The following is a 6,894-nucleotide window of genomic DNA, read 5'->3' on the forward strand; positions in this document are numbered from 1 at the left end:
GCTCGATTTTTAGCCGATCGCTTTACAGGGCTTTACAACAGTTACAATCACAGGGTCAACAAGGCATCTTATTTATTCCCCGGCGGGGACACAGTACTTTTGTATCTTGTCGGAGTTGTGGCTATGTCGTGGAATGCCCTAATTGTGATGTTTCGCTTTCTTATCACTACACCCACGAAGGAGCGACTCAATTACTGCGATGCCACTACTGTAACTACAGCCAACTCCATCCCCGCCATTGTCCCGAATGCAGTTCTCCCTACCTGAAATTCTTCGGCAGTGGTACCCAGCGCCTTGCCCAAGAGTTAACCCAGCAATTTCCCCAGTTGCGTATCATTCGATTTGATAGCGACACGACCCGGACTAAGGGTGCACACCGAACACTGCTGACCAAATTTGCGAATGGGGAGGCTGACCTTTTAATAGGTACACAAATGCTCACCAAAGGGTTAGATATTGCTCAGGTAACCCTAGTCGGTGTTGTGTCCGCTGATGGACTGCTGAATTTGGCGGACTACAGAGCCGCCGAACGGACATTTCAAACGCTCACTCAGGTTGCAGGGCGTGCGGGTCGCGGCGATGACCCTGGTCGAGTGATTATTCAAACTTACTCTCCACAACATCCCGTGATTCAGACCGTAAAACGTCACGACTATGAGTCGTTTGCTCAGACAGAATTAGAACAACGCGCAGCACTCCAATATCCCCCCTATGGGCATCTGATTCTCTTGCGGTTGAGTGGTCTGGATGCAGCAGATGTAGAGCATACGGCTGAGGACTTAGCAGATAGATTAAGTGTGGCTGGGTCAGGGTATGAAATTTTGGGGCCAGCACCCGCGAGTATTATGCGGGTTGCTCGTCGTTATCGGTGGCAGATTTTGCTGAAGTTTCCGCCAGATGTGCCTGTAGAGTTACCGAACTTTGCACAGTTGCGTGACCTTTGTCCTCAAGATATTAGCCTCACTATTGATGTTGACCCGTTGAATATGATGTAAATAGGAAGGACAATCTATATCCCCCCTATTCTCCTTCAAAATCTGTCTATAATAGCCCCAATTTCTGCAATTCTGTAAACCTTGCGTCAGTCCTATTCAATCTCTAATTTTCCTTGATGTTTTATAGTTCAATATGACTCCTCTAACTGTTGCTTCAGATATCACATCTAATAGCATTCCTAAATGGCAACCCGCTACGTGGAAAGATTATGTAGCCTATTACGAAGATCCAAATTTGGATGAAGTCAGAGTCTTTTTTGATCGGGGGTATCTTTTTGTTGATATGGGTAATGAAGGAATTAATCATTCTAGATTTGCTAGGCTTTTTGCCATGCTGTTTGGTTTTTGGTTTGCTCGTAAACCAGAGCAAATTGCTGAAGATTTGGGAGGCTGTGTCATTGAAAAACCTGAAACACAAGGTGCATCTCCCGATATAGTTCTCTATATGGGGGAAGAAATTCCCCAGTGGCAGGAAGGAGAGCCACGTCGAATTAATCTAAATAAGTGGCGAGTTCCTAATTTGGTGGGGGAAGTTGCAGATACGACGTTGGCAACGGATTTGGATGAAAAAAAACGGCTTTATTCAGCATTGCAAATCCCTGAATATTGGGTGATAGATATTAAAGGCGAACGGGTATTAGCGTTTTATTTACAGGAGAATGGCAAGTATCAACAAATTGAAAATTCTGTAGCTCTGGAAGGGTTACCAATTTTTTTGTTAGAGCAGACGTTAGCACAGATGAATCAGGGAACTAATGTAACTGCGGCGCTTTGGTTTGCTCAACAGATTGCTAATTTGTAGGGATTGGAGAGTATCTATATATCTGGATTTAGTAAAAATTGCCAAGGAGAATCGATCGCAATGGTAGCTTCTACAGTAGTCTCAAATCAATCGCCAGTCATCTCTCTAGAAGAGTGGATGGAAAATCCCCCGGTTGCCACAGAATGGGTAGGTGGGGAATTATTAGAGAAAAATGGAATGACGCTAAAGCATAGTCGGATTCAATCTAAACTCTCCTTTTACTGGAGAAGTTACAAAGACTCCAGCGGACAAGGAGGAGAAGTTTATACAGAAGTCCCCTGTCGCACTAACAAGCAAGGTCGTTCTCCTGATGTTGCCTATCTCACTCCAGAATTAGTTGCCCAATATGGTGATGCTAAAGTACTTCCCCAGAGTTTTCCCCTGAGTGCTGAAATCGTTTCACCTACAGATTTGGCTGAAGATGTAATTGCTAAAGCTCAAGAATATTTGCTCTCTGGCGGTGCAGAAGTTTGGCTCGTATTTCCTGAAAGTCGTTGGATTATTGTTACTACTCAAACCAAAAGACTAGTGTTTGTTTCTGGTGAAATAGTTAGCACGCAAAGTGTCTTACCCGGTTTCAATGTGGCAGTCGATGAATTATTAGCTTGAAGTCTTTGCCTATTGAACAATCAGTGGAGGCAACATATCTTGAAGTGTGATTGCAATATCAGGAAACTGCAACGGCGAAACACTCGCTCCTTCTGAAAAAATTACTTCGCTCTGATATCCCTCCTGAGTGGATTCTCGAAATACGTGCAGTTTGCGGTCAATAAGATCTAGCACCCAATAATCTGCAATACCTGACTTAGCATAAGCTTTCGCTTTCGTTTCGCGATCGTATTTCAGGCTACTATCTGCTACCTCAATGATTAGATAGACTTCCGATGGAGTAGGATGGTGGTCAGCGTAGTCCAGTGGGTCAAGTCTGACTACTGCAATATCCGGTTCTGGCTCTGAAAAATTGTCTAATTGGATTGGGTCTTCTTTTCGTATCCATGCCTGTTGTCCCAAACGGTTTTGCAGTAACCGAGAAATGCGACCCACTGCTGAAGTATGGGCAGTTCCTTTAGCACTCATCCTGATAATCTGTCCCGCGATTAATTCAACTCGTTCCTCTGGATGAAAAATCCCAGCAGCTGCCATCTGATAGTATTCCTCAACTGTCCAAAGGCGAAGAGTGAAAGGCGCTTCTGTCGTCTGCATAGTTTGGATGCCGAACTCATCAAGCACTGAAGGCGTTTAAACTATAGTAGCGAACCAAAAGAGCGATCGCATCTCTAAACACCAGCCAAGCTGATCACCTCAATCGCTTGCCCTAGCCGCCACCGCTAACCGCTCTAACTGCTAAAGTATCGGTAGTTATTAATCCCATCAATATGACCCAGGAACAACCAACCTCAATTGCAGGTATCTACGAAGTCTGTATTGGTGTTCGCGACCCCATACCAATGATTCAATATTGGGAGCAATTCGGCTATCGAATTGGTCGGATCGGTGAATTATCCGCACCAGAAGTCAACAAGTTGTATGGAGTCAATTCATCGTTGCGATCGATTCGACTTTACCACCAAGATGCCGATCATGGCCTAATCCGCTTAATGGTTTGGGAAAACCCCACCAATGAAGGGTTGCAAATGGGTTCAATGAAGGTCAAAGGAAACCGTTGGGCAACCACATTAACAGCTGATATTTTGAATATTCTCAATCATGTTGAAGAGGCGGTAGCAGCTGGTTTACCTGTTAAGTATACAAATCCGTTATGGGAAATTATCTATAAAAGAGAGAGGGAGAGCCGTCCTTTTGTCGATCCAACTGTTGGAGTGCGAGAAATGATGCTGCTTCAACCGTTGACTCGGCAAGTTTTTTTTGAACGGTTCAACTATACTCTACCCGATTACGGGAAGATTAATGAGAGCGCAATGTTCAAGACTAGCCAGATTACCCATATGGGAATGGTTATTCAAGATGGCAGCAAGGAAACGCTCAGATTTTATGATGAAATCCTGGGATTACTTCGCGTGCGTGATGATGTAGAAATAAAAACGACTTATGAAACCTCTGAAGCCGGTCGTTTGATTTTTGACCTTCAGCCTAAAGAAGGGTTCTTAGTAACCGCATTTGATGACCCTCGCTCGTCGAAATCTGATTTTATGGCTGCACGTTCTGGAAGACTTTATATCATTCGGTTTCCTGATTCTATCAATTTAGCTGAACGATTTGATAAAGCAAAGCCAGGTTGTTTAGGGGTGTCCTTGTACACCTATCGGGCGCAGGGATTGGAAGTCTATTTCAACCGAGTGAAAGCGAGTGCGGCTGAAAAGGTTACAGAAATTATAGGTAACGAGTTTGGGGAAAAAAGTTTTTCCTTTGTCGCACCCGATGGCTACTTCTGGTCATTGGTATCTGATTAGGATGTGCCTCGTCACTCTATTTTTATAGCCCTTCTCGATTGGATGAGATACAGTCTGACCTCTCTGGAAAACCTCTCTCCTAGTAGGAGAGAGGCTTTGATTCTTACTCCCGCAACCCTTGTAGGGAAGGGGTTGGGGGTTAGGTTTTCTGCTGTGTACTTCACCCAACTGAGAACTGCTATAATTTAGATCTTGTACCCTTTTCTCCAACAGGCAGGACGCCCATCCCACAGACGATATAGAGACTTTTCTGACGAGGTAGGCATGATGCCTCGCCCCGTGAAAAGCTCACTTGAGACTGATGCTAGATGTGAATTTAACGTAGACGCGTAGCGGCTTGCCGCAGCGTCCCACAGAGGCACAGAGTACTCAGAGAGTTAGGGAAGGGGAGAGATGAGGTTGAGTTTTTCGCTTCTACAGAGGGAAAGCAGACTGATTTTAATCAATTATTCTTCTTCGGGTTCTGGAATTGGGAATCTTTCCCCAGCTAAATAAGCTTCAAAGTGTTTTTGGAAGTATGTCCAAGAGGTCATATCTGCGTCTAATGGACTTTTTGGAGCATTTTTATATAAAGGGATACGGGTATTGATTTCATCCTGGAGCAATTCGGGTAAGTCGGTAAAATTATTCACTTTGAGACCACTCGCACTATAGATGAGATGTCCTGCTTTATTTCCCATCTTCATCCAGGGTACCCAGGGACCAATTCTATCCCAACTCAGGTATAGTTGCGAAACTGAGGGCAGTTCTGGATTGAGCAAATCTGCTGTCGGAACTGTTAGTTTAAATAATTCAACGGCTTGATAGGTTGGATTGGGACTGTAATCAATAAATTTCGGGTCTTCTGCTAGGGGGTTTGGGTACTTAGCAAATAAGTCGAAAACGAAGGTTGTGATGTCACCATTGACGTAAGCGGGGAATGTTCCTTTAAAGCGTCCTTCCACGGGGTTGTTCACAACATGCACAACAGTCAGTGTCTCCCCTGTCCAGGGATTTTCCCGTTTGTGGAGAATTTCGCCTGTATCTGGGTCAAGATAGTAAGTTAGTTCCCTGGAGGTAAAATTCCAACTGCTTTCGGTATCTGCAATACATCTGCTAACATTCATTCCTACCATCTTGAAGAGGCGCTTTTTGGGTTCATCGGGCACAAAGGCGTAGATTGAACCTGTCCAGGCAAGAAATGTCTGTGTGCCATCAAGTGAACAACGTACCTTGACCCAGTCTCTGGCCTCAAACTCCCGGAGTGAATTAATCATTTATGAGACTCCTGATAATACTTACCAAAACTTAACAAAAAAAAGAGGCTACAGAACAGGTAATCTCGATTTCGGATTTATAAACAAGAAGGAGTTGTCGCAAGGCTTATGGAAGCAAACACCGATCGCATAGACTCATTCAGGGCTTTGGCACTTCAGGTAACGTGCCATGCCGTTAACCAGGCGCGTGATCGGACTGAGGCGCGATCGCTCATGCAACAAACCATCAAGCGATTGGGGCAACAAATTGCTGCTAGTATCGCCTTTATTGGATTTGATTGCCGATTGATCGTGCTACCTGAGTACTTCCTGACGGGGTTCCCGATGGGAGAGTCGCTGGCGAGTTGGGCACAAAAAGCCTGTCTAGAAATGGCTGGTGCTGAATATGAAGCACTCGGTCAGATTGCACAGAAAAACCAAATTTTTCTAGCTGGCAACGCCTATGAAATCGATCGCAATTTTCCGGGGTTGTACTTCCAGACGTGCTTCGTCCTCGACCCATCGGGTTCAATAGTCTTGCGATATCGGCGACTCAATTCCATGTTTGCCCCTACGCCACACGATGTCTGGGATAAGTATCTCGACTGCTATGGTTTGGATGGTGTGTTTCCGGTTGCTAAGACTGCGATCGGCAATTTAGCCGCACTGGCATCGGAAGAAATCCTCTATCCTGAAGTAGCGCGGTGCTTAGCCTTGCGCGGGGCGGAAATTTTTCTGCACTCGACTTCAGAAGTGTATGGTAAAGAGCGATCGCCTAAAGAAGCTGCAAAAATTTCTCGCGCTGTAGAAAATATGGCTTATATTGTATCAGCCAATACAGCAGGTATTGCTAATATCCCAATTCCAATAGCCTCCGCTGACGGCGGTTCTAAGATTATTGACTATCGGGGCATCGTTTTAGCCGAGACGGGTTCGGGAGAAAGCATGGCGGCGTTTGCTGAGATTGATTTAGAGGCGTTGCGCCGATACCGCCGTCGTCCGGGACTGAATAACCTGCTCTCGCGACAGCGGTTAGAACTGTATGCTGAGAGCTACCGTCAGTCTCACTTTTACCCTGCCAATACTATGCTTGAGGGAGAAGTAGACCGCAAACACTTTATTCAAACTCAGCGAGAAACCATTGAGCGTTTAGCGAAGCTGGGGATAATTTGAGAGATGACATTCAGTTTCGTTTCAATCCCTGATAGGGATTAGAGGTGATTTCAACCAGATTACCCAGTATTTTTGCTGATTGAAATCCTCGTTTCAATCCCTGATAGGGATTAGAGGTGATTTCAACCAATCAGATTGCCTCTAGAAAAATCCTGAGCCTTGTTTCAATCCCTGATAGGGATTAGAGGTGATTTCAACCCGCAGCGATGGCAGCCGTTGCCGCTTGCTCTGCTCCCGTTTCAATCCCTGATAGGGATTAGAGGTGATTTCAACCTGGC

Annotated in this window: 7 protein-coding genes; 5 read left to right on the forward strand and 2 right to left on the reverse strand. The window is 45.2% G+C overall.

The features are described 5' to 3' along the window. From priA to V6C93_RS18610, 3 genes are all read left to right on the forward strand, one after another. On the forward strand, positions 1-995 hold a 995-nt coding region (priA, locus tag V6C93_RS18600; protein WP_333478160.1), incomplete at its 5' end, for a replication restart helicase PriA. A gap of 133 nt (positions 996-1,128) precedes the next feature. Beyond that, complete coding sequence (locus V6C93_RS18605; protein ID WP_333478161.1) at positions 1,129-1,797, forward strand: Uma2 family endonuclease; 669 nt, start codon at positions 1,129-1,131, stop codon at positions 1,795-1,797. 60 nt (positions 1,798-1,857) lie between these two features. Continuing rightward, positions 1,858-2,406 carry a Uma2 family endonuclease gene (locus V6C93_RS18610; protein WP_333478162.1) on the forward strand — a complete coding sequence of 183 codons (549 nt, stop codon included), beginning with the start codon at positions 1,858-1,860 and terminating at the stop codon, positions 2,404-2,406. Positions 2,407-2,415: 9 nt separating this feature from the next. On the opposite strand, the gene V6C93_RS18615 is transcribed toward V6C93_RS18610, so the two are convergent. Next, complete coding sequence (locus V6C93_RS18615; RefSeq protein WP_333478163.1) at positions 2,416-3,000, reverse strand: Uma2 family endonuclease; 585 nt, start codon at positions 2,998-3,000, stop codon at positions 2,416-2,418. 173 nt (positions 3,001-3,173) lie between these two features. Here V6C93_RS18615 and V6C93_RS18620 point away from each other — a divergent pair, with 173 nt between their 5' ends. Further along, complete coding sequence (locus tag V6C93_RS18620; protein ID WP_333478164.1) at positions 3,174-4,208, forward strand: VOC family protein; 1,035 nt, start codon at positions 3,174-3,176, stop codon at positions 4,206-4,208. 446 nt (positions 4,209-4,654) lie between these two features. On the opposite strand, the gene V6C93_RS18625 is transcribed toward V6C93_RS18620, so the two are convergent. After that, a complete protein-coding gene (locus V6C93_RS18625; protein ID WP_333478165.1) occupies positions 4,655-5,464 on the reverse strand; it encodes a DUF1838 domain-containing protein in 810 nt (269 codons plus the stop codon). A 108-nt stretch (positions 5,465-5,572) separates the two neighbouring features. Between V6C93_RS18625 and V6C93_RS18630 the strand changes: the two genes are divergently transcribed. Then, on the forward strand, positions 5,573-6,616 hold the full coding sequence (locus V6C93_RS18630; RefSeq protein ID WP_333478166.1) for a nitrilase-related carbon-nitrogen hydrolase: 1,044 nt from the start codon (positions 5,573-5,575) through the stop codon (positions 6,614-6,616). Positions 6,617-6,894 lie beyond the last annotated feature (278 nt).

Source organism: Allocoleopsis sp. (genome assembly GCF_036703385.1).
Taxonomy (GTDB): domain Bacteria; phylum Cyanobacteriota; class Cyanobacteriia; order Cyanobacteriales; family Coleofasciculaceae; genus Allocoleopsis.